Source organism: Stenotrophomonas maltophilia group sp. Smal17, from assembly GCF_030237045.1.
Lineage (GTDB): Bacteria > Pseudomonadota > Gammaproteobacteria > Xanthomonadales > Xanthomonadaceae > Stenotrophomonas > Stenotrophomonas forensis.
The window spans coordinates 21961-44688 of the sequence record NZ_JASJSU010000022.1 but is presented as its reverse complement, the minus strand read 5'-3'; the positions used below and the strand labels follow the sequence as shown (position 1 = coordinate 44688).

Genomic DNA, 22728 nt, shown 5'->3' with positions numbered 1-22728 from the left:
ACTACGGCCCTGCCGGCCGTGGCCCGGGAGCGTTTTGCCCGCCGATCCACCATTCGCGCCGCACCCCTGCCAGGAGAGAACCCCGATGTTGCCCGCACGCCACCACCGCCCCCCCTGTCGCTCGATCGCTCCGCTGACGCTGGCCATTGCCGGCGTGCTGCTCTCGGTCGCCGTTCCTGCCGTTGCACAAGAGAGCAAGGACAAGGCCACCGACCTGGCCCGCATCGAGGTGACCGGCTCCAACATCCGCCGCACCGACGTTGAAACCGCCTCGCCGGTGCAGGTGATCAGCAAGCAGGACATCCAGAACATGGGTGCGCGCACGCTGCTGCAGGTGCTGGACAACCTGCCGGCGGCTCGCCCGGCACAGCAGGACGCGCGTTCGCTGTTCACCGGTTCCGACGGTGCTTCGCAGGCCAACCTGCGCGGGCTGGGTGCACAGGGCACGCTGGTGCTGCTGAACGGTCGTCGCCTTTCGTACTACGGCGCACCGGCCGGCTTCCAGACCCAGTTCGTCAACATCGATGCGATTCCGGCCGCGGCCATCGAGCGCATGGAAGTGCTGACCGACGGCGCCTCGGCGGTGTACGGCACCGACGCGGTGGCCGGCGTGATCAACGTGATCACCAAGCGCAACTTCCAGGGTGCCGAAGTCAGCTTCACCAACGACACCTCCTCGCGCATCGACTCCTACGGCGAACGCCAGGCCAGCATCACCGCCGGCTTCGGCGACCTGGCCGAGAACCGCTTCAACATCTACGGCGCGGTGAACATGTACCGCCGCGACGCGATTCCACTGAGCGACTTCTACGACAAGCGGCCCGACCAGTACTACGTCAACAACCCGAACTACCTCAACAACCTGCGCCTGGGCGTGGGCAGCAAGCCGGGCGAGTTCAACCCGGGCAGCTACTTCGCGTTTGATCCGGTCACCGGCCGCCGCGTGCAGGAGGCGGCACCGGGCTGCAAGAACGTGCTGACCAGTGAAGCGGCCGGCCCGCGTTGCGTCTGGGAAACCTGGATGAACAACGAGATCGATGCCGGCGCCAAGTCCGAGCGCAACACCGCCTACCTCAACGGCACCTTCCTGGTGGGCGACAGCACCGAGATCTTCGCCGAGGCGACCTACACCGACATCGACCTGCGCGCCAACGGTGGCACCCCGCGCACCTACGGCACCACCACCGGCAACCCGACCAGCTGGTTCTCGCGCAATACCGGCAACAACGTCAATCAGTTCCTGTATCCGTTCCTGGGCCCGAACAACGAGTACAACCACGCCAGCCCGGAAATGAAGGCGATGATGGGCGGCGTGGTCGGCCTGCAGTACCTGCTGCAGGATGCCGGCGCCAACTACTTCGGCCAGCGCAACACCGACAAGAGCTACCGTGTGCTGGCCGGCGCGCGCGGCAACGTGGGCGACTGGAACTGGGAAACCGCGTTCGCCAGCGCCGGCACCCACTCCACCACCTACCAGACCATCAACGTCAACACCAAGGGCTTCGAGAAGGCCTTCGGCCCGTACACGATCGATCCGGGCACCGGCCGCGTGATCATTTCCGATCATCCGGCGTACAAGTTCGGCGAGATCAGCGAAGCCAACGCCGCGCTGATCCGTGAAGCCTTCCCGACCTTCGACATCCAGTCGTGGACGCGCCTGCATACCCTGGACGGCAAGATCGAAGGACCGCTGTTCCAGCTCCCGGCCGGCGAGATGCGTGCAGCGTTCGGCTTCAACGCCAGCCGCGAAACCTTCTACACCCCGGGCAACGCCGATGCGGCCAACGGCCTGATCACCCAGCAGGGCGGCTCGTGGTTCGACGGCAAGCGCAACACCTATGCGCTGTTCGCCGAGACCGTGGCGCCGATCACCGACAAGCTGGAGCTGGATGCGGCGGTGCGCGTGGACAAGTACCCGAACTTCAGTGCCAACATCGCACCGAAGATCGGCTTCAAGTACCAGGCCTTCGATCAGCTGATGCTGCGCGGTACCTACTCCACCGGCTTCCGCGCACCGAGCCTGGCCGAGTCCGGCAACGGCGGCGTGTTCGCACAGCTGGGCGGCTTCCGCGACGAGCTGCGCTGCAACGAGACCAACGCCATCGCCAACCTGCTGCTGAAGTCGCAGCGGCCGGGCGATGTCGACCTCGGCAAGACCCTGCTGAACGTCGATTGCAACCGTACCGTGGCACGCATGACCCAGCCGAACAAGGACCTGAAGCCGGAGAAAGCGAAGATCGCTACCCTTGGCTTCGTCTACGAGCCGGCCAGCTGGCTGTCGGTGTCGGCCGACTACTGGTTCATCTACCGCAACAACGAGATCGTTGCGCCGGACTACCGCCGCATGGAAGACATCATCTCGATGTCGCGCTCGCCGATCACCGACAGCGACCGGGCCAACCTGGCGCAGCTGGCGGCGATGTGCGCCGATCCGGCCAGCGGCGTGAGCTGCCCGGCGAACCTGCCGGGCTACTCGGCGGGCAACGTGGCCAGCGTGGTCGGCCAGTACAAGAACCGTGGCAAGACCCTGATCGACGGCTTTGACATCGATGCGCGCAGCCGCTTCTCGCTGGGTGACTGGGGCAACCTGAACATCGGCCTGGCCGCCACCATCGCCAACCGCAACCGCTTCTACATGGATGCGGAGAACGGCTGGTACTACGGCGATGTGGTGGGCTACTACAACAACCCGCGCCTGCGTGCCACGCTCAATGCCGACTGGACCTACAAGCAGGTCACCACCAGCATGTTCGTCAACTATGTGGGCGGCACCAAGTGGGCCACCGACCAGGTCGACGAAGTGAGCAACAACAAGGAAACCTGCACCGGCGGTTACCTGGCACTGCAGAAGAGCAAGTGTGACGGTGCACCGTCGTGGTGGACCGCCAACATGAGCGTCACCTGGCGCCCGGATGATGCTTGGAACCTGAGCTTCACCGTCAAGAACCTGTTCAACCGCCTGCCGTTCTATGACCCGAACAGCTTCCTGGGTGACTCCAGTGACTACGCGACCATCTTCGGTCGTGGTTACAGTGTGACCATCGGCTACCGGTTCAAGTAATTCCGTTTGCGTGACCTGGCGTGCCGGCTGCGGCCGGCACGCTGCCTAGAGGAGAGATGTTTGCCATGAAGCGTAGGGAATTCATCGCGGCCAGCGCCGCTGTCGCCGCCAGCAGCCTGCTGCCGCAGACCCCGGCATGGGCACGCGGGCGCAAGGTGCGCCTGGCCATGATCGGTACCGGCATGCGTGGCCTGGTGCTGCTGAAGGAACTGGTGCGCCGCGACGACGTCGAGGTGGTCGCGCTGTGCGACATCGAGCCGATCATGCTCGGCCGCGCCGTGGACATGGTCAGCAAGGCCGGCAAGCCGGCGCCGAAGACCTATGGCCAGGACCGTGACACCAACGCCTGGAAGCGCCTGCTGGAACAGAAGGGCATCGATGGCGTGATCATCGCCACGCCGTGGGAATACCACGCACCGATGGCGATTGCCGCGATGCAGGCCGGCGTGGCCGTGGGCTGCGAAGTGGTGGCCGGCATCACCCTGCAGGACCACTGGGACGTGCTGAAGACCCAGCTGAGCACCGGCACCCCGTACATGCTGCTGGAGAACGTCTGCTACCGCCGTGACGTGATGGCCGCACTGCAGATGGTGCGCCAGGGCCTGTTCGGCGAGCTGGTGCATCTGCAGGCCGGCTACCAGCACGACCTGCGCGGCGTGAAGTTCAACTCCGGCGATCCGAGCCAGCCGTACGACAGCGGCGTGGAATTCGGCCCCAAGGGCTGGAGCGAAGCGCGCTGGCGCACCGAGCATTCGGTCGAGCGCAACGGTGAGCTGTACCCCAGCCACGGCATCGGCCCCTGCGCGATGTACACCGGCATCAACCGCGGCAACCGCTTCACCCACATCAATGCGTTCGCGACCAAGGCGCGCGGCCTGCACGAATACACCGTGGCCAAGAGTGGCGGCACCACCCATCCCAGCACCAGGGTCAAGTTCAAGCTGGGCGACATCGTGACCACCACGCTGGCCTGCGAGAACGGCGAAACCATCCTGCTGCAGCACGACACCTCGCTGCCGCGCCCGTATTCGATGGGCTTCCGCGTGCAGGGCACCAAGGGCCTGTGGATGGATGTCAACCATTCGATCCACATCGAAGGCCGCAGCCCGCCGCACCAGTGGGAAGAGTTCAAGAAGTACCAGGACGAGTACGAGCATCCGCTGTGGAAGCAGAACGCGGACACCGCCGCCAGCGCCGGCCACGGTGGCATGGACTGGTTCGTCATCCATGCCTTCGTGGAAGCGCTGAAGGCCAAGGCGCCGATGCCGATCGACATCTACGACGCGGTGACCTGGAGTGCGATCACGCCGTTGAGCGAGCAGTCGATCGCCAACAGCTTCCAGACGCTGAAGTTCCCGGACTTCACTGCCGGCGCGTGGAAGCAGCGCAAGCCGATCTTCGCGTTCGACGGCAAGTACTGAGTTCTGCCCCTTCCATGCGGTGACAGCAACGCCGGGCATTGCCCGGCGTTGCTGTTTTTCCTGCCTCACTGCGCAGGCCAGCGCTCTGCTACCCGATCGGCCAGCACCAGCCGGGTATCCATCTGCCGGCCATCGCGCAGATAACGGACGCCCACGCCGGTTCCCACCGGGCGCTCGCGCAGCTGCGCGCGCCAGTCGCCCAGCTTCCGCGTGGCCACCGGCTCGCCATCGATCATGACAATGCGGTCATCCCTTCGCAGCCCGGCGCGCGCCCCGGCGCTGGTTGGTGCCACATCGGCCACACGCAGTGCAGCGTCCTCGGCCTGTAGCCACAACCCGCTGCGATCGAAGGCATCGGGCTGCGTGCTTTCAGCGTTGGGCACCAGATAAAGGCGCTTGGCATCGTAGTCGATGCCCATGGAGAAGCGCCGCAGCACGCCGCCACCGAGAATCGCGCCATAGTCGGCCAGGGCGAGCGCACCCTTGTCCGTGCTGGACAGATCACCGACCAGGCCATTGACCTCGACACTGCCCATGCGCAGCACACCCAGCCGTGCTGGTCGCGCGCGCCCCGGGCCACCGAGGCCCCAGCCAAGCACTGCTTCCTCGCTGGCGTGGTACTTCTCCAGCAGCCCACGCGTGCGCACGAACGGGCTGCTCAGGCTCAGCGAATTGCGTGACCCGGTGTCCAGCCACAGACGCAGCGGGATACCGTCCAGCTCGCCATTCAGTACCGGTGCGCGATCGTCCTGTTCGAACGGCAGCATCACGGCGTTGGCGGGCGGCTGGTAGTGGCCCGGCCGGGTGAAGCTGAGCGCGCGCGCGCCATAGTCGAAGGTGGTGACAAAGCGCAGGAAGGTCTCATAGCCGATGAAGCCATCGTGTGGCACGCCCATCGAGTTGATCTGCTGGCCCAGGTCGATGATGTGGAACACCGGGTTTGCAAGGTGCGCGCCACCGATGCGCAGGTGGCGGGCCTGTGCCAGGCCCAGGTCGCTGGCGTTGTCGCCGGCGCCGTGCACGCTCAGGCGCCCCGTGGCGGTCAGGCCCAGGCGCTTGGCCGCCGTAGGGGTCAGCAGGTTGATGGCGCCGGTGTCGACCAGGAAGCGCGCCGGCTGGCCATCCACCTCGGCCTCGATATAGACATGGTTGTTGATCAGGTCGAACGGAACGCGGGTGGTGCCGCTGGCATCCTCGATGTAGCTGTCGGCGGCCATCGCCGGTGGCGCATACCGTGCGTCCGGCATCGGGCTGTTCACCCGATAGCGCTGCACCCGCACGTCGCTGCGCAATCGTGGATCGGCACGGCCCTGGGCATCGAGGGTGTCGGTGATGATGCGGTGGGGCAACATCAGACCTTCCACGGCCCGGTAGTCTTCCAGCGTGGTGGCGGTGGGTGTGCGCGCGGAGGCAATGACCACCCGGCCGAGCAGGCCAGTGCGGGTGTCGAACCAGAGCTCGATCGGGTCCGCTCCCTCCGGCGTGGTTGACAGCACGTCATAGCGCTGTCCGTTGTGAATCCCGCCACGCGGGCCTGCAAAGCGTGAGGCCGGGTAGGCGCTGGACCAGTAGCCGCGGGTGGTCAGCCAGGACTGCGTGCGCGCGGTGCGGCGTGGCACGGTGCCATCCAGCAGGCCGACTTCGCCGCCGTAGTCGCGCCGCCAGGACAGGCGCCCGTCAAAGCCCTGCGCAACGGCGAAGGTGCCCAGTTGCGCCTGTTCGACATAGCGCCCGGCGCGCAGATCCTGATTGAGCTCCCACCGCCCATGCAGACCACCCAGCGACTGCTCGCCCTCAGCCTGCAGGTGCTGTGTAGCCTGCCAGCGCTCGCCGCCACTGGCTGCGCGGGCCCTGGCCAGCACATCGGCAGCATCCACCGCTGCGGCGTGTAAAGGAACCGCCAGCATCCACAGCAGGCCACACAGCATCCGTCGCAAACGCATCGCTTCACCTCCTTCATTGGGTCAGAAGGTGATGGCAGCGCAGGGACGGGAGATATTCGACCGGGCGTGAAGGATTGGACGTTCAGTCGGACGTGGTGCGACGGCGCCGGTACTCGCTGGGCGTCTGCCCGGTGGCGCGCTTGAACGCGCTGTTGAAGGTGGACTTGCTGCCGAAGCCGGCGGCAAGGCCGATGTCCAGCACGCTGCGGAGGTCGGACGGATCGGACAGGCACGTTCTCGCTGCAGCCACACGGAAGCCGGTCACGAACTCGGAAAAGTTCTGGCCCAGGCCCTGGTTGAGGGCCTGCGAGACCTGGTTGGATGACCAGCCGCTGCGCTGGCTGAGGGACTGGAGATCCAGTCCGGGCGCTTCATGCAGGCGTTCGTCCTGCATCAATGCGGTCAGCGCGCTGGCAATGGCCGCGCACTGCGTTGCATCGATGCCGGAGCGTTCGTAGCGTGCGCGGGGCGTATCCTCGGCGGATGCGGGCATGTCCATCAGGACGGGTGCCGAAGTGACCACACTTGCACGCAGCTGCTGGCGTACGACCTGGCACGCCAGCAGGTACATACCTGCCGTGGTTAACAGGCTGAGCCCGATACTGGCCAGAAGCGGAGCGGCGTCCGGCGGCCACCGGTTCATCGCGCTGGCCAGCCAGCAACCGGCCATCACCACCACCAGTCCGCGCAGCCCACTACGCTGCATGGCCGATCCCTGCGTGTTGGTGGACCTGCGCAATGACAGCCACGCCGTGGCGAGCAGGTACGGCGCCCCCTGCAGCAGCCAACCGTGGAAGCTGAGCTGGAACAGGGCGCTGCCCAGTGGCGTCGCCTCGAAGGGGGTGAGGGCGTTGCACAGGGAAATGACGAACGCGAGGACGGCCGGCAACAGATGCCCGGCCGGCAATGTCGATGCAGATTCCGGTACAGGTGCCAGCAGCGCGCGCGCATGGCCATACAGCAGTGGGCCCAGCAGGTAGACCAACGGCACTTCGATGACGCGCAGCCAGCGAACGGCATCGGGCGGAAGCCAGGCCTGGCCACCCAGCAGCACCAGCCCGGACAGGCTGGCGGCAGCAAAACAGGCGAAGAACGCAGTGAGCAGCAGATTGCCACGCCCCGTGCGGCCGACGCTCACGCCGGTAGACAGTGCGGCCAGGCCGAGAATCGCGGCGCCTGCCGCCAGTTTCAGCAGATCCGGTGGCGTCATGCCTGCAGTGTTGATGAAGCACGCAGCAACGTCCAGCACCGGGAACGGTGTGCAGGCAACAAGGGGAAGATGGCGCGCCCGGAGGGATTCGAACCCCCGACCAATGGCTTCGGAAGCCACTACTCTATCCGGCTGAGCTACGGGCGCGTTGTAGAACCGCCGCGCCGTCGGCCAGTGCCGGGGCGGGCATCGCAGCGCCATGAAGCGGTGCGGGACCGGCATTCTATCCAGTTTCGCCGAACAAATCTCCCCCCACGGGCAAAGCCCTGCCAGAGGGGCAGGAGTATCCTATCGGCATGGCTGATACCCCCCTCACTTCGCCGCAGTCGCCGGCGACGCCGCGTTGGCGGCATTACTGGAGTCTGATGCGCGCTGATCGTCCGATCGGCACGCTGCTACTGCTGTGGCCCACCTGGTGGGCGCTGTGGCTGGCCGCCGGCGGCCTGCCGCCGCTGTGGACGCTGTTCGTGTTCACCGCCGGCGTGTGGCTGACCCGCTCGGCCGGTTGCGTCATCAACGACTACGCCGACCGCTGGCTCGACCCGCATGTGGAACGCACCAAGGCGCGTCCGCTGGCCACCGGCGCGATCAGTGGCCGCGCTGCGCTGGTGTTGTTCGCGGTGCTGATGCTGGTGGCGTTCGGCCTGGTGCTGACCCTGAACGGCCTGACCATCGGCCTGAGCTTCATCGGCGTGTTCCTGGCCGCCAGCTACCCCTACCTGAAGCGCTATACCCATCTGCCGCAGGTCTACCTGGGCATGTCGTTCGGCTGGGGCATTCCGATGGCATTCGCTGCCGTGCAGGGCGAGGTGCCGATGCTGGGCTGGCTGCTGTACGCCGGCAACATCCTGTGGTCCACCGCCTACGACACCTGGTACGCCATGGTCGACCGCGAGGATGACCTGAAGATGGGCTCGCACTCCACCGCAATCCTGTTCGGTGATCTCGACCTGGTCATCCAGGGCGTGCTGTATGCGCTGTTCCTGGCCACGATGGCGCTGGTCGGCGTGCGCGGCGGGCTGGGCGGGTACTACCTGGCCGGCGTGGCCGTGGCCACCGTGCTGGTGGTGTACGAGTTCTGGATCTGCCGCAACCGCGAACGCGGCCCGTGCTTCAAGGCGTTCCTGCACAACAACTGGGTGGGCGCGGCGCTGTTTGCCGGCATCGCCGTGGACCTGGCGCTGCGCTGACGCCAGGGCTGGGTAGAGCCGGCCGCTGGCCGGCTGCACACGTGAGCGATCCCCAGGTTGCCGGCCAGCGGCCGGCACGACCAGCCTCCGCCACCTACGACAATTCCTGGGTTTGGTAGAGCCGGCCGCTGGCCGGCTGCACACGTGCACGATCCCGAGGTTGCCGGCCAGCGGCCGGCACGACCAGCCTCCCGCCTACGACCAATAGGTGGCTGACAGCCCGCACCCCACCGCCCAGAATCGGTCCATCGAACCTGGGAGGGTAGGCGATGGCCTCGACGGCAGCAGTACAGGACGGCTGGATGGCGCGCGCTGCATTGCGCTCGGCCGCCTGGGCGGAAAAGTGGTTCCCCGATGCGTATGTGTTCGCGGTGCTGGGCGTGGTCATCGTTGCGCTGGCCGCGATGGGCTTCGGCTCGACCCCGCAGGCTACCGCCAGCGCCTTCGGTGACGGCTTCTGGAGCCTGATTCCCTTCACCATGCAGATGGCCTTCGTGGTCATCGGTGGCTATGCCGTGGCCACTGCGCCGGTGGTCGCGCGCTTCATCGACTTCCTCGCCCGGGTGCCACGCACCGGCCGTGGCGCGGTGGTGTACGTGGGCCTGGTCAGCATGCTGGCCTCGCTGCTCAGCTGGGGCTTCTCGCTGGTGTTCGGCGGCCTGCTGGTGCGGGCGCTGGCGCGCCGTACCGAGCTGCGCATGGACTACCGCGCGGCCGGTGCGTCGGCCTATCTCGGCCTGGGTGCGGTGTGGGCGATGGGGCTGAGTTCGTCGGCCGCGCAGCTGCAGGCCAACCCGGCCAGCATGCCGCCGGGGCTGGTGGAGATCACCGGCGTATTGCCGTTCACCGAAACCATCTTCCTGTGGCAGTCGATCGCGCTGACCGCGGTGCTGATCCTGGTCTCGCTGCTGATCGCCTGGTTGACCGCGCCGGCCGCCGGCAGCGCCCGCACCGCCGAGGATTTCCCCGGTGCTGCGCAGGCCGAGCCGGAGCCGCTGCAGCGACGCACGCGCCCAGGCGAATGGCTGGAGTACAGCCCGCTGCTGACCGTGCTGCTCTCGCTGCTGGCGTTTGGCTGGCTGTTCAACGAGTTCGCCAACAAGCCGGTGGTCACCGCCATCGCCAACCTCAACACCTACAACTTCCTGTTCATCTCGCTGGGCCTGCTGCTGCACTGGCGGCCGCGCAGCTTCCTCAACGCGGTGGCCAAGGCGGTACCGAGCACCACCGGCGTGCTGATCCAGTTCCCGCTGTACGGCGGCATCGCCATGATCCTGACCCACGCTGCCGGCGGTGACGGGCAGACGCTGGCGCACCGGTTGTCGAGCCTGTTCGTGCACGTGGCCAGCACCGATACATTCGCCCTGGTGATGGGCGTCTACTCGGCGGTGCTCGGCTTCTTCGTGCCGTCCGGTGGTGGCAAGTGGATCATCGAGGCGCCGTACGTGATGCAGGCCGCCAACGAACTGAAGGCGCACCTGGGCTGGGCGGTACAGGTCTACAACGCGGCCGAAGCGCTGCCGAACCTGATCAATCCGTTCTGGATGCTGCCGCTGCTGGGCGTGCTCGGCCTGAAAGCACGCGACATTGTCGGCTTCACCTTCATCCAGCTGCTGGTGCACATCCCGCTGGTGCTGGGCCTGCTGTGGCTGCTGGGCATGACCCTGGCGTATGTGCCGCCGGTGATGCCTTGAATCCAGTGCAGGTGTTCCTGCAGCAGGGCACAGCCGCCACGTTCAGCGCGCGTTCCCGGCCGCGGCAGCCATGAATGCGCGTTGCCCCGACGCGGGCATGAGCACATGCCGAACCCGCATGAATCCTTCATGGGCTTGTGCTGCAAGGGGCTTGGCGTGTTCATTCACGCGCGTACACACAGATGTAGCCGCCCACGCACGCGTGATTAACCAATCGCTGCAGACGATGGCCCCGTCCACCGCATTTCGCGCGTGGCTTTCGGAGAACGGACATGGCACAGCAGAACCAGAACCCGAACCAGAAGCAGCCGGGCCAGCAGAACCAGCAGGATCAGCAGCAGGGCCGTCGTGACCAGCAGCAACAGCAGCAACAGGATCAGCAGCGCAAAGAGCGCAACCAGCAGCAGGGCGGCCACGACGAAGAAGAATGACCACGCGCGGTACGCGGCGTGACCGGTGAAGCCCCGCCTCGTGCGGGGCTTCGCTTATTCCAGCACGCCGATGCGCTGCAGCACCGGCGCGGCCGACATGTCGTTGGGGTTGGTGCCGGGCTGGTCCTGCGGAACCTCCATGCCCATGCCGTGGTACAGGTCCACCCAGTGCTGGGCGATCTGCCCGGTCTGCGGATTGCGGAAGTTCATCGGCTGCAGCGCGAACACGTGATGCGCGCGGAAGGCGCGTTCGATGAAGTCCGAGCAGTAGTAGCTGTCCTCGTTCAACACGTATGACGTGTTGTACGGCTTGCCGAGCATGGTGCGTGCGGTGGCGACCGCATCCTTGATGGTCGCCTGCTGCGGCGCACGCAGGCGATAGACCACGATCTGCCGATGCTTGGCACGAGCGTCTTGGCGGAACGCGGACAGCGACTGCCGGCGCGAGCCCTTCTCGTCGGCGTGCAGTACCTCCCACCCTTTCGGCGCGGAAGCGACCAGCGCGACGTGATCGAAGCTGGGTGCGCCCTGCTTGCCGGTGGCATCGTCGATGGCCGCGCTGAGGCCGCTGCGGCCGGCAGTCACGAACAGCAGGTCGCCTTCGCGGACATCGACGGCCATTGCCACGGCCGGCCACAGGGCGGGCAGCAGCAGGCCGATCAGGAGCAGGAAGCGATGCATGGAATTCCCGGACAGGCAGAATGCAGCGATTGTAGGGGGCGCGGTAGCATGGGGCGACCCAACCGGATTCAGGATGAGCCCATGCGTCGATACCGTTCTGCCGCAGTGCTGGCGCTGGCCTGTGGCGTGGCGCTGGTTGCCTGCACGCCCGAGCCGCCGCCAACGCCCACGGAAACCGCACCGGCCGCCCCCGCGCCGACATCCACGGCCGCAGCGGTTCAACCTGCGCCGGCGCCGGCCAGTGCTGAATGCCCTTATCCGCAGTTCGATGCGTTCCTGAAGCACTTCGGCCACGAGATCGCGCTGCAGGAAAAGGCCACCGCCGACCCATTGCTGGACAGCTACATCGATGCCGAGGCCGAGCCGGAACCGCGCAAGGTCGAAAGCCGCCTGGCACTGGCCGACGTCGAATGGCCGGTGATGCCTGATCCCGCCGCGCTGGCCGGGCAGGGCCGCGAGATGCAGGTCAGTGCGCTGGCCGATGGCCAGCGCCAGGTGCAGATCCGCACGCCGGACAGCAGCGACCAGCAGACCTACACCTTCGCGCAGGCGCCGTGCTGGACGCTGGTCAAGCGTGAGGACGAATCGATCTGAAGGACGCCTGATCCGGCACAGGCGCGGGGCGGCAGCGGCTGCTAGGCTCAAGGCCTGGTCCAGGCAGGGAGACGCCGATGCAGGCTCGCAGGATGCGCACTACCGCAGTCGTTGCCGTGATTCTGGCGATGGCCCCTCTTGCCGGTATCCGGGCGGAATCGCTGCAGGCCGATGATCGTGCCTACTTCGCCGATGCGGCGGCCGAGCAGCGCGCGCGTGATGCGCTGGAGAAGCAGCTGGAGGCCCTGCAGCATGCGGCCGGCATTGCGCCCGCGCAACGTTTCCAGCAGGCCGAGGCCATGCAGGCACAGTGCCTGCGCCATCATGCCTACCTGCACCTGCAGGCCGCCCGCAACGCGCGCGACCACCGACCGGCACAGGCGCTGGACCAGGTGATGGGGCTGTGCAGCCGCATCGCCCGAACTGCTCGCGCTGTACTGCGTGAGGCGCCCGTTGACGCCGAGTGGACAGCACCGTATGCGTTCCTGCGCGCGCGTGCACTGAAGGAAGCCGCCGTCCCGGCCGATGCCGCGCTGGATGAGGCGGTGGACGCCCTGGCGGATCCGGCGCTGGACAGCTTCGCGCGCCTGCGTGGGCAGATCCTGCGCAGCGCCGAGTACCCGCAGATCGAGCGCGATGGACGGCACTGGGATACCGGGCACGACAAGCAGGCGCTGGCCCGGCATCCGGACCGCGCGCTGCGCGAGGCCGGTTGGAAGGGCTACTGGCAAGGCCTTCAATCACGCCGGGAGCCGATGGCCTCGGTACTGCTGGGGCTGGTGCAGGTGAACGATGCCGCCGCACGCCTGCAGGGCGATGGCTCGGCCCCGGCGCGTGGTTACCAGCGCATGGGCCTGGATACATCGGCGGTGGATGCGACGTTGCTGGCAATCGAACATCATGCTGGCGATCGGCGTGGCTACCAGAACATGCTGCTGCGCCACGCCGCGCGCTCGGGCATCGATGCGCCGCAGCTCTGGGATACCACGGTGCCCGATGCCGGATACACCCCGCCGGTGCTGGCGCTGCCGCAGCTGCGCGACACCGCCGCCGATGCCATGCAGCACCTGGGCCCGGCGTATGTTGGCGAGCTGCGCGCGCTGCTCGATCCGGCCAACCGGCGCATGGACCTGGCCACCGAGCGCGGTGACCGCAGCCTGGATGCCTTCCCGGTGAGCGCACCTGGCGCACCGGCAATGCTGTTCGTCGGCGTGCGCAGCGGCGAGCTGGAGAGCGATGTCGAGATCGCGCACGAAGCCGGTCACGCGCTGCATGGCGAGTGGATGCAGCGTGGCCATGCGTCGCCGCTGCAGCGCAATGGCAGCCCATGGCTGACCGAGGCGTTCGCCATCTACAACGAACTGCGCTTCCGCGACCAGCTGTACCAGCAGGCGCAGGACCCGCGGGCCAAGGCCTACTACCTGAAGTCGCTGCTGGACGACATGGTGCTGCAGCTGTTCACCTCGTCCGAGGAGGCGCAGCTGGAGCAGTCGATCTACCGGGGCGTGGCCGACAACACGCTGGGTACCGCCGATGACCTGGATGCGCTGACCGGCCAGGTGCTGGCGCGCTTCGGCCAGGATCCGGAGCACTATCCGCAGCTGCGCAACAGCTGGATCGGCAAGCGCCTGATGTATGACGACCCGAACTATCTGGTGAACTACCTGTATGCAGGGCTGTTGGCCGTGCAGCTCTACGTGCAGGACCAGCGCGACCCTGAGCGGTTCCGTCAGCGCTATCTGGCCGTGCTGGGCGAAGGCTTTGATCGCGCGCCGAACGAGCAGGTGGCACAGCTGCTGGGGCAGGCGCCGGATTGGCCGGCCCTGGTGGATGCCGATCTGCAGGTGTTCAACCAGTTGGCCGCACAGCTGCGGGCATTGCATGCGCGGATCGAGCAGGGGCAGGGCGCATGAGCGGGCTGCGAGCGGTCAGGCGGAGCTGGGCCACGGTAGGGCTGTTGCTGCTGTGCCTGTTGCCGATGATGGCGATGGCCGCCGTGGCGGTGCCGGCGCTGGATGATCCGGTGGTGGACACCGCCCATGCGCTGTCGGTGGACACCCGCAACGCGCTGCGCACGCAGGCGCTACAGCTGCAGGCGCGTACCGGCGCGCAGTTGCAGGTGCTGGTGGTCGACCAGGTTGGCGACGAGGGCATCGAAGCCTATGCACAGCGGGTGTTCGAGCAATGGCAGCTGGGCCGCGCCGGTGTCGATGATGGCGTGCTGCTGCTGGTGGCCGTGCAGGACCGCCGCGTGCGCCTCCAGACCGGCTATGGCCTGGAAGGTGCGATTCCCGATGCCTATGCCGCACGCATCATCGACAAGGCGATCGTGCCGCGCTTCCGCGAGGGCGACCTCGACCAGGGGCTGCTGGATGGAACGAAGGTCGTGGTCGCGCTGATTGATGGCGAGGCGTTGCCGGGCTGGGAAGATCCGTCGGCACGCAACGTGCTGCCGCCGGACTGGCGCAGCGCGGATTCGGTGGTTGCCCTGTCGCTGCTGGCCGGCTTCCTCGCCGGGCTGTGGCGGTCGCCGCCCTCGCGGCCCGAGGCAAGGACGCCGGACGACTTCGCGCGCAGGCATCGCCAGCGCCGGCGCGGAACATCGCGTGCGGCCGCCACGCCGCAGACACGACCGAAGCGGTTACCGGCCTGGGGCCGCCCGGTGCTGGTGACTGCGGTGATCGCCGCCGGTGTGCTGGCGGCGGCGCTGTGGGCACCCCGCCAGGCAATGGCGGCGCTCTGCTTCGTGCTGGCGCTGTGCGTACCCGTGGCGAGCCTGCTCGGCTGGTGCTGGCGCCGCAGCCGGGGCCTGCGCGTTGTATTGCTGGGCCTGCTCGGGGCCAATGGGGTGTTCTTCGGGGTGATGCTGCTGCGGGGCCAGTTGCCGCCCAGCCTGGCCCTGCACGTGTTGCTGGACCTGGCCGTGGGTATTGCCGCGATGCTGGTGTTTTTCATCGTACAGGCCGGCCGCGCGCGCTGGCACAAGGATCGCGGCAGCTTCGCGGTACGGTTCACGGTGTTGTTGCTGCTGAGCGCCGGCTACGCACTCTTCGCACTGCTGGCCATCGATCGGGCCGAGCCGGCGGCGCGCCTTGCGGCGACGATCGGGTGGAGTGCGGGCACGCTGGTGCTGTACTTCGTGTGGATCTTCACCCTGCTGCCGGCTGACAGGGCACGCGGCGGCCTGCGCTCATCCGGTGGCTCTCGCAGCGCGTCCAGCAGTGCGTCGTCACGTTCATCCTCGAGCAGTTCCAGCGATTGGTCCGGTGGCGGCGGGCGCAGCGGCGGCGGTGGCGCGTCGGGCAGCTGGTAGTTCAGGCAGCCTGCACGCGCCACCCCAGCGAAGCGTCTTCCACAACACCCGCGCCGCCTACATCGCCGACCTGCAGCTGCAGGCCCTGCGCGTTGGGCAGATCCTTCTGCTCGGGGAACCAGCGGCGATCGGCCGCCACCACGATCAGCAGGCCCTCGTCGTCGCCCATCGGCGCGAACTGCGGCGACGGCGGGCTGATCGGCTGCAGGCCGAAGCGCTGGCTGGCCTGCTCGCGCACGCTGTCGACATCGTGGCTGGGCAGGCCGACTTCGCTGAGGCAGGTCAGCTCGCCGCCGTGGAAAGCGCCTTGGCGCGTGCTGCCCGGCAGGCGGCGGCGTCCGATCAGTTCCAGGATCAGGCCATCGGGACCGGTGAAGTACACCGACTGCGATTGCCAGCTGCTTTCCAGCGCGAAGTAGTCCAGTCCGGCTGGATTGCGTTGCAAGGCGGTGCGCTCGCGCAGCCAGGCCATCGCCTCGCCGAAGCGGTTGTCGGGCACGTTGAAGGCCAGGTGCACGCCGCCGACCGGATGATCAGCGGCGGGCTGCAGTTCGATCGTGCTCCAGCCGACGTGCACGTGGTTGCCGACCACGCGCTGCTGCAGCACGTCGTGGAAGTACGCGGCGACGGTGGCCACGTCGGACACCGGCAGGGTCAGGTGGAGCAGGCGCATGATCGATCCTCCATGGAGCGCATGCGCCGAGTTTAATCCTGCGGGGATTGCGCACGTGTCACCGTAGATGCAACGGTTCGTTATCGTGCGGCTCACGCAGCGCAGCGTCGAAGAACCCCGTCGCTGCATCCACCGTCCGCCGGTGGGTTCCCGCCCTTGACGTCGCAGCGGTGCACAGGTCCGGTAGCCGCTGCACGCCGGCAGCCGTACAGGTGGACAGGAAATCGTAGTGGCCGACATCCGCCAGGCGCAGCAACGTCGCACCCGGAATCAATGCCTGTGCAGCTTCGCCATTGCTCGTCGGCGGGGCAACCTTGTCAGCATCGCCCAGCACGATCGACACCGGCAGCTGCAGCGAGGACAGCTGCCCGGGCGCGAACGCCTGCACGATCGCGGGCGCCAGCAGGAACACCGCGCGCACGCCGGGAAGGACGCGCGCGTCGTCAGAGTGGGAGATCCAGGGGGCCAGTGCAGGGGAGGCCGCGGCGGCCAGGCGCGCTTCCATGGTGTGCGTGGCGGCCTCCTGCTGCGGCCGGCAGACGCCGTCATCCGGATGTGCACGGCAGAACGCCAGCAGCCGTTGCAGGTCGGGTCGTGCACCGGCGGCCAGCAGCGCGGTGTAGCCACCGGCCGAGAACCCGACCACCCCCAATCGACTGCGATCGACGTGTGCACCGAGCACCGGATCGGCCTGTACCGCCGCCAGCGCAGCGCGCAGATCATCGGCACGCAACCAGCTCAGCACGCTGCCCGGCAGGGTCATCGGATCGGCACCGTTGTTGCCGGGATGATCGACCGCGATCACCAGATACCCGGCGCGCGCCAGCGCCGTGCCCAGCCAGCCCATCATGCGCGCGCTGCCGCCATTGCCATGCGAGAGCAGCAGGGTGGGCAGGCGCGTGCCCGCAACCGGTGCATCCAGCGCTGCACGTCCGACGTCGAACAGGGGCGCATCGGGCGGGCCGATGGTCAACGCGGTTTCGCGGCTGCCGGCCTGTGCCGGATACCAGACCGTGTAGCGCAGCGCGTCGCGGTGCTGCACATCGCGCACCGCGGCGCTGTCCACCGTCGTGGTGCCGTGGCGCTCGCCGGCCAACCCGGTTTCGTCGGCGGCGGCGACGCTCGCCAGGCCGATCAGGATCATTCCCAGCACAGTGGCCTTCATGCGCATCTTCAACTCCATGTCAGCGAGGGCGTTGGTCCACCGGCAACCAGATTTCCACGCCGCCATTGCCGGTGTGCTCATCGAAGCGGGCGTCGTAGCGTTCCAGGTCCGGCGCATCGGCCAGGCTCAGGCCCGAGTGGGGAAGGTAGTGGTCCAGCAGCCAGAACCAGGTGGAGCGGATGCTGGAGATGTGCCCGCCGTGCCAGGCCACCAGATAGCGACGTGCGGGCACCGTGACCCGTTGCCAATGCGCGGGTACGGTCGATCGCGCGCTGGCCGGCAGTGCCGCGATGTAGTCGAAGCCGCCGTCGTCATCGCTGTTGCAGCACACGCCGAAGCTGATCGGCGCTGGCGTTGGCCATTCGCGGTTGAGCTGCGCCCACTGCCCGGGAATCGCACCGCCACTGTCACGGGTGTGGCGCATGCCGATGCCGGCAACCTGGAAGGCGGGGGTGTCGAGCAGGCGCGGAGCTTCCGTGCAGGCGGCCGGCGCTTCATCCACGCGTATTGCCTGCACCAGTGCCAATCCAGCGATGCCATTCTCGCGCACCCGCTCCGGCGTCTGCCCGAACTGTTCGCAGAAGGCGCGGGTGAACGCGGCATGGGTGGTGTAGCCCGCCGCCAGTGCCACCGGCAGGATGTCACCCGCACCCTCGGCCAGTCGCTGCGCGGCGGCGCTCAGGCGCCGCCCCCGCAGGTAGCGCACCACCGAGGTGCCGGTGCGGGCCTGGAACAGGCGTGACAGGTGGAACGGCGAAAGCCCGGCCGCCGCTGCGATATCGGCCAGTGCCAGCGGTGAATCCGCATGCGTTTCGATGTACCACAATGCCTTGCCTGCCGCGCTCATCCGCCGTTCCCTGAAGCCGATGCCAGGCACAGTAGCGGATCGCGTGGCGCTTCGTTTAGCAGTTCTTGCGCCGCCGGGGCTTTGCCTCTTCCAGCACACCAGCAACAATGTGCGCTTCATGGACGAGATCAGGAGCAGGAAGATGCGAACGACGGCGTGGGATGCCCGGCCAGTGGAGCCCGGCCGATGATCGAGATGATCGAAATGCTGCTCATGCTCTGGGTACTGCCCAGTCTGCTGACCCTGGCGCTGCTGCTGCTGATGTTGTTCGGCGCACCACGGTGGCGCGGCAATCCCTGGGTGTACCGCGCCGGCTTCGCGTTGCTGGGCGCGTGCCTGACACCGACGTTGTTTGCGGCTGGTCACGGTGGATTGCCGTGCGCGACCATCGGCGGGCTGGTGATGATACTGACGCAGCTGCAGTGGATCGGCGATCTGCAGGCCGACGTCATGGGCATCGGGATTCGCAACAGGGGCATCTGGATCATGTCCACCCCCGCCCTGATGGTGTTCGCCGCCCTGATGTTCGTTCCGCTGCGAACGGCGCGGCCGGCCCGTTTCGGCTTTGGCGACGACGGCAACGGCAACGGCTAGCCCCTGTACGCGGGGATGGGGCGTGGGGCGGTAATGGGGTGTGGCAGGGGCCAACCTGGGTTGGCGCATCAAGCTGTCGTACTCACGTCATGGCTCCTTCACAGATCGCGCCGAGACTGCGCGCCTTGTCCAGCCCTGTTGTGCCTGCGCAGGTGCTGGCCCTGTCGTGTCTTTCCGGAGCCCTGCCGTGCATCGTTCGAAGCTTTCGCGTTCCATCCTCCTCGCCCTTTCCATGGCCAGCGCAGGAGGCGCGATCGCAGCGGAGGCCGATGCGGTCGATGCCTCGGCAGGCAGCCGCGCGGCGCCCACCCAGCTCGATGCGATGCTGGTCACCGGCACCCGCGCCTCCAACCGCACCCAGTTCGAAACGCTGGCGCCGGTGGATGTATTCACCAAGGAAGACATCAAGTCGGTTGAATCCACCGATCTGAAGGACGTGCTGGCCCAGCTGGTGCCGTCGTTCGTGGTGCAGCGCCTGCCGATGGCCGACGGCCAGGTGTTCGTGCGCCCGGCTACCCTGCGTGGCCTGTCGCCGGACCAGACACTGGTGCTGGTCAACGGCCGCCGTTTCCACCGCAGCGCGTTGCTGGGCAACCGCGGTGCGCAGGCGGCCGATCTGGCGCAGATTCCGACCAGCGCGATCAAGCGCATCGAAGTGCTGCGCGATGGTGCCTCGGCGCAGTACGGCTCGGACGCCATCGCCGGCGTCATCAACATCATTCTCGAGGATGGCCCCGGCACCGAGATCACCGCTGGCTATTCGCAGTATGCGCAGGGCGACGGTGCCTCGCGCGACTTCAGTGCGCGCACCGGCTGGTCGCTGGGTGACTACGGCAGCCTGGTGCTGTTCGCCGAATCGTCCAATTCCGATGCAACCTCGCGCACCCGCCAGCGCCCGGATGCCATCGCCTTCCAGGCCGCGCATCCGGACCTGGACGTGCCCAACCCGGTGCAGCGCTGGGGCCAGCCGGACCTTGAAAGCCGCCGTGTCGGCTTCAACGTCAAGGCCAACGCCAGCGACACGCTGGAGCTCTATGCCTTCGGCCTGTACAGCCACAGCGACGGCGTCAGCGATTTCAACTGGCGCAACCCCGATACCACCACCGGCGCCTACCGTACGACCACGATCTTCCCCGGCTGGAACCTGCGCTCGATCTATCCGGTGGGCTTCAGCCCGCAGTACGGCAACGTCCAGAACGACCTGCAGCTGGTGGGTGGCCTGCGTGGCGAGATCACGCCCAAACTGCGTTGGGATGTCAGCGCGTCGTATGGCCGCAACGCCATCGACTACAGCCTGAAGAACTCGATCAATGCCTCGCTCGGTCCGGCCAGCCCGACCGCGTTCGATCTCGGCCGCCTGACCCAGACCGAGAAGAACGCCAACGCCGACTTCAACTACGAGTGGGACGTGGCCGCGCTGGCCAAGCCGATCAACGTCGCCTTCGGTGGCGAGTTCCGCCAGGAGACCTACCAGGTGCGCGCCGGTGATCCAGCGTCGTACGCGGTCGGCCCGGGTGCAGCTGCTGGCCTGGAAGCCAATTCCAACGGCGCGCCGGGCTTCTCGGCCAGTCAGGCCGGACAGTGGAGCCAGCGCAGCAAGGCGGCCTATGTGGATATGGAGGTGCCGCTGGGCGAGCGCTGGAGCATCGGCGCGGCCAGTCGCTATGAAGACTTCTCCAGCTTCGGCAGTACGCTGGACGGCAAGCTCTCGGCGCGCTTTGCGATCACCCCGGACGTGGCCCTGCGCGGTACCGTGTCCACCGGCTTCCGTGCACCGACCCCGGCGCAGCTCGACACCACCAGCACCACGCAGGGCCTGGACACGCGCACGCTGCAGATCTTCACCAGCGGCCGCCTGTCGCCGAATGATCCGCTGGCCCAGTTGCTCGGTGCCAAGCCGTTGAAGCCGGAGGAATCGCGTACCGCCTCGCTGGGCCTGACCTGGCGCACCGACCTGGGCCTGTCCGGCTCGGTGGATGTGTACCAGATCAAGCTCACCGACCGCTTCAGCCAGTCGGCCAGCTTCGCCATTCCGGCCGGCACGCCCAACCCGCTGGGCTACACCTCGGTGAACTACTTCACCAACGACTTCGACACCACCACCACCGGCGTGGACGTGGTCGGCAACTACCTGCGCGACCTCGGCGCGGGCCGCATGACGCTGACCCTGGCCTACAACTACAACCGTACCCGCGTGAACAACGGCAGCACCTCGGTGGCCACCAACGAGACCCAGCGCGTGCTGTTCGAAGACCGCCTGCCCGAGCACAAGGGCAGCCTGACCGGCAGCTGGGACATCGGCGCCTGGTCGCTGATGGCGCGCATGCGCTACTACGGCGCCTGGACCGACTCCAGCGGCAACGCCGTGGGCGACATCTACCAGCGTTTCGGCGCGATGAGCTTCCTTGACCTGGCCGTGGGCTACCGCATCAACGAACACCACAGCCTGCGCGTGGGCGCCGACAACGTGTTCGACCGCTACCCGGATGAGGCCACCTTCCAGGCCAGCCGTGGCCTGGTCTATTCGCGCAACGCGCCGTACGACACCGATGGCGCCAACCTCTACGCACAGTACCGGTTGAGCTTCTGATGGACCGTACCCGTCGTTCCCTGCTGCGTGCCGGCACCTTGCTGCCGGCCGCCGCCGTGCTGCCTTCACTGCCTGCGCAAGCGGCCGCGCGCTACGCTGGGCCGATGGAGATTCCTGCGAAGACCGTGGCACCGGAAAGGCTGGCCCACGATGAAACCTACTGGTCCGCGGTGGCCAGCCACTTCGACATCACCGACGAAGTGAACCACCTGGAGAACGGCTACTGGGGCGCGATGGGCCGGGAGACGCTGGTCAGTTACCAGCGCCACACCGCCGAGGTGAACCGTGGCAACGCCTGGTACGGTCGCCGCGAATTCCCGGCGCACTACATGGCGGTGCATCGGCAGGTGGCCGAACTGCTGGGCGTGGCGGCCGACGAGATCGCGCTGACCCGCGGCGCCACCGAGGCGATGCTGGCCCTGATCGGCGGCTACAACCGCCTGCAGCCCGGTGACCAGGTGCTGCACGCCGACATCGACTACGACAGCATGATCGGCGCGATGCGCTGGCTGCAGCAGCGTCGCGGCGTGCAGGTGGAGCGCATCGCACTGCCGGCAGTGCCAGACCACGCGCAGATCCTGCAGGTCTACGAGGCCGCGTTCGCGCGCCTGCCGCGGCTGAAGCTGGTGCTGCTGACCCAGGTCAGCCATCGCCACGGGCTGGTGCTGCCGGTGGCGGAGATCGCCGAGCGTGCGCAGGCGCGCGGCATCGATGTGATCGTCGATGCGGCACATGGCTTCGGCCAGATCGACTATGCGGTGCCAGACCTGAAAGCCGACTTCGTTGGCATCAACCTGCACAAATGGATCGGTGCACCGGTCGGCGTTGGCGCGATGTACGTGCGCAAGGGCCGCGTGGCGGATCTGGACCCGTACATGGGCGAGACCGACGATGGCCGCGTGGGCAGCCGGGTGCACACCGGCACGGTCAACTTCGCCGCCTACCTGGCACTGCCGGAAGCGATCGCATTGCACCAGCGCATCGGTGCGGCCAACAAGCAGGCGCGCCTGCGCTACCTGCGCGAGCGCTGGACAGAGCCGGCACGGCAGATGGCACATATCGAAGTGCTGTCCTCGCCGGACCCGGCGCTGGCCAGTGCGCTGGCCAGCTTCCGCCTGCGCGGGCGCACCAGCACGGCCGACAACATCGCGCTGCAGAAGCGCCTGCTGGACGAGCATCGGGTGTTCACCACGCACCGCGACGGGCTTGATTCCGGCGCCTGCGTACGGGTGACGCCGTCGGTGTTCACCCGGCCGGAGCAGATGGATGCATTGGTGAAGGCTTTGGCGGCATTGGGGTAGTGGCGGCCGCTGGCCGGCAA

Annotated in this window: 17 protein-coding genes and 1 tRNA gene; 11 read left to right on the top strand and 7 right to left on the bottom strand. The window is 67.5% G+C overall.

Going from position 1 to position 22728, the window contains the following annotated elements:
• The first annotated feature begins 85 nt into the window (after nucleotides 1-85).
• Both QRO93_RS08620 and QRO93_RS08615 read left to right on the top strand, forming a co-directional pair.
• Nucleotides 86-3061: a TonB-dependent receptor gene (locus QRO93_RS08620; RefSeq protein WP_053451062.1), complete on the top strand. Its 2976-nt coding sequence runs from the start codon at nucleotides 86-88 to the stop codon at nucleotides 3059-3061.
• A gap of 65 nt (nucleotides 3062-3126) precedes the next feature.
• Nucleotides 3127-4482 carry a Gfo/Idh/MocA family protein gene (locus QRO93_RS08615; RefSeq protein WP_180878833.1) on the top strand — a complete coding sequence of 452 codons (1356 nt, stop codon included), beginning with the start codon at nucleotides 3127-3129 and terminating at the stop codon, nucleotides 4480-4482.
• 65 nt (nucleotides 4483-4547) lie between these two features.
• Here the strand turns inward: QRO93_RS08615 and QRO93_RS08610 are convergent, their stop codons facing one another.
• From QRO93_RS08610 to QRO93_RS08600, 3 genes are all read right to left on the bottom strand, one after another.
• Complete coding sequence (locus QRO93_RS08610; RefSeq protein ID WP_180878835.1) at nucleotides 4548-6425, bottom strand: aspartyl protease family protein; 1878 nt, start codon at nucleotides 6423-6425, stop codon at nucleotides 4548-4550.
• Nucleotides 6426-6507: 82 nt separating this feature from the next.
• A complete protein-coding gene (locus QRO93_RS08605) occupies nucleotides 6508-7635 on the bottom strand; it encodes an AraC family transcriptional regulator (RefSeq protein ID WP_180878837.1) in 1128 nt (375 codons plus the stop codon).
• A 70-nt stretch (nucleotides 7636-7705) separates the two neighbouring features.
• A tRNA-Arg gene (locus QRO93_RS08600) sits at nucleotides 7706-7782 on the bottom strand.
• A gap of 149 nt (nucleotides 7783-7931) precedes the next feature.
• On the opposite strand from QRO93_RS08600, the gene ubiA reads away from it, so the two are divergent.
• From ubiA to QRO93_RS08585, 3 genes are all read left to right on the top strand, one after another.
• The gene (gene ubiA / locus QRO93_RS08595) at nucleotides 7932-8825 is read left to right on the top strand and encodes a 4-hydroxybenzoate octaprenyltransferase (RefSeq protein WP_053451059.1); all 894 of its coding nucleotides are present in this window, start codon (nucleotides 7932-7934) and stop codon (nucleotides 8823-8825) included.
• Nucleotides 8826-9094: 269 nt separating this feature from the next.
• Nucleotides 9095-10519 (top strand): short-chain fatty acid transporter, encoded by a 1425-nt coding sequence (locus tag QRO93_RS08590; RefSeq protein ID WP_005411492.1) that lies wholly within the window; start codon nucleotides 9095-9097, stop codon nucleotides 10517-10519.
• 272 nt (nucleotides 10520-10791) lie between these two features.
• A complete protein-coding gene (locus QRO93_RS08585) occupies nucleotides 10792-10950 on the top strand; it encodes a hypothetical protein (RefSeq protein ID WP_014038817.1) in 159 nt (52 codons plus the stop codon).
• Nucleotides 10951-11004: 54 nt separating this feature from the next.
• Here QRO93_RS08585 and QRO93_RS08580 read toward each other — a convergent pair whose 3' ends face one another.
• Complete coding sequence (locus tag QRO93_RS08580) at nucleotides 11005-11631, bottom strand: YiiX/YebB-like N1pC/P60 family cysteine hydrolase (protein ID WP_053451057.1); 627 nt, start codon at nucleotides 11629-11631, stop codon at nucleotides 11005-11007.
• Between the two features lie 81 nt (nucleotides 11632-11712).
• Here QRO93_RS08580 and QRO93_RS08575 point away from each other — a divergent pair, with 81 nt between their 5' ends.
• The 3 genes from QRO93_RS08575 (at nucleotide 11713) to QRO93_RS08565 (ending at nucleotide 15538) form a co-directional block, all read left to right on the top strand.
• Nucleotides 11713-12225, top strand: coding sequence for a hypothetical protein (locus QRO93_RS08575; protein WP_180878839.1), 513 nt, complete (start codon nucleotides 11713-11715; stop codon nucleotides 12223-12225).
• A gap of 77 nt (nucleotides 12226-12302) precedes the next feature.
• A complete protein-coding gene (locus tag QRO93_RS08570; RefSeq protein WP_180878841.1) occupies nucleotides 12303-14138 on the top strand; it encodes a M3 family metallopeptidase in 1836 nt (611 codons plus the stop codon).
• A complete protein-coding gene (locus QRO93_RS08565; protein WP_180878843.1) occupies nucleotides 14135-15538 on the top strand; it encodes a YgcG family protein in 1404 nt (467 codons plus the stop codon). The genes QRO93_RS08570 and QRO93_RS08565 overlap by 4 nt, the downstream gene beginning before the upstream one ends.
• Nucleotide 15539: 1 nt before the next feature.
• On the opposite strand, the gene QRO93_RS08560 is transcribed toward QRO93_RS08565, so the two are convergent.
• The 3 genes from QRO93_RS08560 to QRO93_RS08550 are packed head-to-tail and all read right to left on the bottom strand — an operon-like array spanning nucleotide 15540 to nucleotide 18223.
• Nucleotides 15540-16211, bottom strand: a complete 672-nt coding sequence (locus QRO93_RS08560) for a VOC family protein (RefSeq protein ID WP_180878845.1) — start codon at nucleotides 16209-16211, stop codon at nucleotides 15540-15542.
• A gap of 58 nt (nucleotides 16212-16269) precedes the next feature.
• Entirely contained in the window at nucleotides 16270-17382 is a 1113-nt protein-coding gene (locus tag QRO93_RS08555; RefSeq protein WP_180878846.1) for an alpha/beta fold hydrolase, read from the bottom strand.
• 13 nt (nucleotides 17383-17395) lie between these two features.
• The gene (locus QRO93_RS08550) at nucleotides 17396-18223 is read right to left on the bottom strand and encodes an AraC family transcriptional regulator (protein ID WP_053451052.1); all 828 of its coding nucleotides are present in this window, start codon (nucleotides 18221-18223) and stop codon (nucleotides 17396-17398) included.
• 186 nt (nucleotides 18224-18409) lie between these two features.
• On the opposite strand from QRO93_RS08550, the gene QRO93_RS08545 reads away from it, so the two are divergent.
• The 3 genes from QRO93_RS08545 (at nucleotide 18410) to QRO93_RS08535 (ending at nucleotide 22708) form a co-directional block, all read left to right on the top strand.
• Nucleotides 18410-18817 (top strand): hypothetical protein, encoded by a 408-nt coding sequence (locus QRO93_RS08545; protein WP_180878848.1) that lies wholly within the window; start codon nucleotides 18410-18412, stop codon nucleotides 18815-18817.
• 187 nt (nucleotides 18818-19004) lie between these two features.
• Nucleotides 19005-21407 (top strand): TonB-dependent siderophore receptor, encoded by a 2403-nt coding sequence (locus QRO93_RS08540; protein WP_180878850.1) that lies wholly within the window; start codon nucleotides 19005-19007, stop codon nucleotides 21405-21407.
• On the top strand, nucleotides 21407-22708 hold the full coding sequence (locus tag QRO93_RS08535) for an aminotransferase class V-fold PLP-dependent enzyme (protein ID WP_180878852.1): 1302 nt from the start codon (nucleotides 21407-21409) through the stop codon (nucleotides 22706-22708). The genes QRO93_RS08540 and QRO93_RS08535 overlap by 1 nt, the downstream gene beginning before the upstream one ends.
• Nucleotides 22709-22728 lie beyond the last annotated feature (20 nt).